The organism is Macromonas nakdongensis (genome assembly GCF_002837145.1).
Taxonomy (GTDB): Bacteria; Pseudomonadota; Gammaproteobacteria; order Burkholderiales; family Burkholderiaceae_C; genus Macromonas_B; species Macromonas_B nakdongensis.
This window is the reverse complement of the sequence record NZ_NWMV01000173.1, coordinates 1-1926: the sequence shown is the minus strand read 5'-3', so window position 1 is coordinate 1926 and position 1926 is coordinate 1. Positions and strand designations below refer to the sequence as shown.

The 1926-nt window shown below is 72.3% G+C and carries 2 protein-coding genes and 1 pseudogene; all 3 read left to right on the top strand.

The annotated features are described in order from the left end of the window. A pseudogene (locus tag CON77_RS14960) lies at positions 1-201 on the top strand (hypothetical protein); the annotation flags it as partial. Next, positions 198-1058: a presqualene diphosphate synthase HpnD gene (gene hpnD / locus CON77_RS14955; RefSeq protein ID WP_101050400.1), complete on the top strand. Its 861-nt coding sequence runs from the start codon at positions 198-200 to the stop codon at positions 1056-1058. The pseudogene CON77_RS14960 and the gene hpnD, both read left to right, overlap by 4 nt. Further along, positions 1058-1926, top strand: an 869-nt coding sequence (locus CON77_RS14950; protein WP_232788565.1) for an FAD-dependent oxidoreductase, incomplete at its 3' end; no start/stop codon positions are given. The genes hpnD and CON77_RS14950, both read left to right, overlap by 1 nt.

Genomic DNA, 1926 nt, shown 5'->3' with positions numbered 1-1926 from the left:
CTCGCGCTGCGGCTGCCCGGCCGCACCGGCTGGGAGCTGCGGCTGGTGGTGCAAGGGGGCTTGCGCGTGCTCGACCGCATCGAGGCGCTGGGCTGGCGCACCTGGGAAACCCGCCCCCGCCTGGGCGCCCCCGACCTGGCGGTGATGGCCTGGCGCGCGCTGTGGATGCGTCCCGGCAGCGCCTACACTCGCACCCCATGACGCCCCAAGACTACGTCCAGCAGAAAGCCGCGGCCTCGGGCAGCAGTTTCTACTACGCCTTCCTGTTTCTGCCCCCGGAGCGGCGTGCGGCCATCACCGCGTTCTACGCCTTCTGCCGCGAAATCGACGACGTGGTCGACGAAGTGAGCGACCCTGGGGTGGCACAAACCAAGCTGCACTGGTGGCGGCAACAGGTGGCGCAAACCTTCGGCACGGGCCGGCCAGATCACCCGGCGCTGCAAGCCCTGCAGGCGCACACATCCACTTACGGCCTCCGGCCCGAGCACCTGCTGCAGGTGATCGACGGCTGCCAGATGGACCTGGAGCAGTCGCGCTACCTGGACTACGCCAACCTGCAACGCTATTGCCACCTCGTCGCCGGGGTGGTGGGTGAAGTCGCCGCCCGCATCTTCGGCCAGACCGAGGCCCAGACCACCGCCTACGCCCACCGGCTGGGGCTGGCCTTCCAGCTGACCAACATCGTGCGCGATGTGGGCGAAGACGCGGTGCGCGGCCGCATCTACCTGCCGGTGAACGAGCTGCAGCGCTTCGATGTGAAAGCCCACGAACTCCTCAAACGTGGCAGCGCCAGCGACGCCAGCTTCCCGGAACGCTTCGGGGCGCTCATGCGTTTCCAGATCGACCGCGCCCTGGCCACTTACGACGACGCCCTCGCCCTGCTGCCCGCCAGCGACCGGCGCGCCCAAAAACCGGGTCTGATGATGGCCAGCATCTACCGCACCCTGCTGCGCGAAATCGCCGCCGACCCGCACGCGGTGCTGACGCAGCGCATCGGCCTCACGCCCCTGCGCAAGCTCTGGCTGGCCTGGAAGGTGCAGGCCCTGGGCCGCCTGTGATGCGGGTCGCCATTGTGGGCGGCGGCTGGGCCGGACTGGCCGCCGCCGTCGAGGCCCAGGCGCAGGGCCACGCGGTGACCGTGTTCGAAGCCGCCCGGCACTGGGGCGGCCGGGCCCGGTCGCTGCCCCTGCCCTGGCCCGACCAGCTGCCCAACCCGGAAGGCCGGCCACAGCTGACGCTGGACAACGGCCAGCATATCCTGATCGGTGCCTACACCGAAACCCTGGCGCTGATGGAACGCGTCGGCCTGCGCCCGGCCGAGCACCTGTGCGCCACCCCCCTGAACCTGCGCTTCGCCGACGGCAGCGGCCTGGCGGTGCCCCCCTGGGCACGGCGCTGGCCGGCCCCGCTGGACGTGCTGGCCGCCACCGCCCTGGCCCAGGGCTGGGGCGGGCGCGACAAACTGGGTTTCCTGCACCACAGCCTGCGCTGGCAGCGCCAGGGTTTTGCCTGCGACCCGGACACCACCGTACACGCCCTGTGCCAGGGCTTGTCCGTCCGGGTGCGGGCCGACCTGATCGACCCACTGTGTGTGGCGGCGCTCAACACCCCGATGGCGGACGCCAGCGCGGCGGTGTTCCTGCGGGTCCTGCGCGATGCGCTGCTGGGCCCAGGATGGGGGCCGTGGCGCGCCAGCGACCTGCTGCTGCCCCGCAGCGACCTGGGCCAGCTCTTCCCCGAAGCCGCCGTGCCGTGGCTGGCAGCCCGCGGGGCCGTGTTGCGGACCGGCCAACGCGTCACGGCGCTGCACCGCGGCCCCTCTGGCTGGCGCGTGCTGCTGGACGGCGCCGCGCACGCGGCAGACCGGGTGGTGCTGGCCTGCCCCGCCCCGGAAGCCGCCCGGCTGGTGGACACCGCCGAACTGGC

Excerpts from the sequence above, each read along its gene's own strand:
- hpnD (WP_101050400.1), top strand. The coding sequence starts at position 198 with ATGACGCCCCAAGACTACGTCCAGCAGAAAGCCGCGGCCTCGGGCAGC.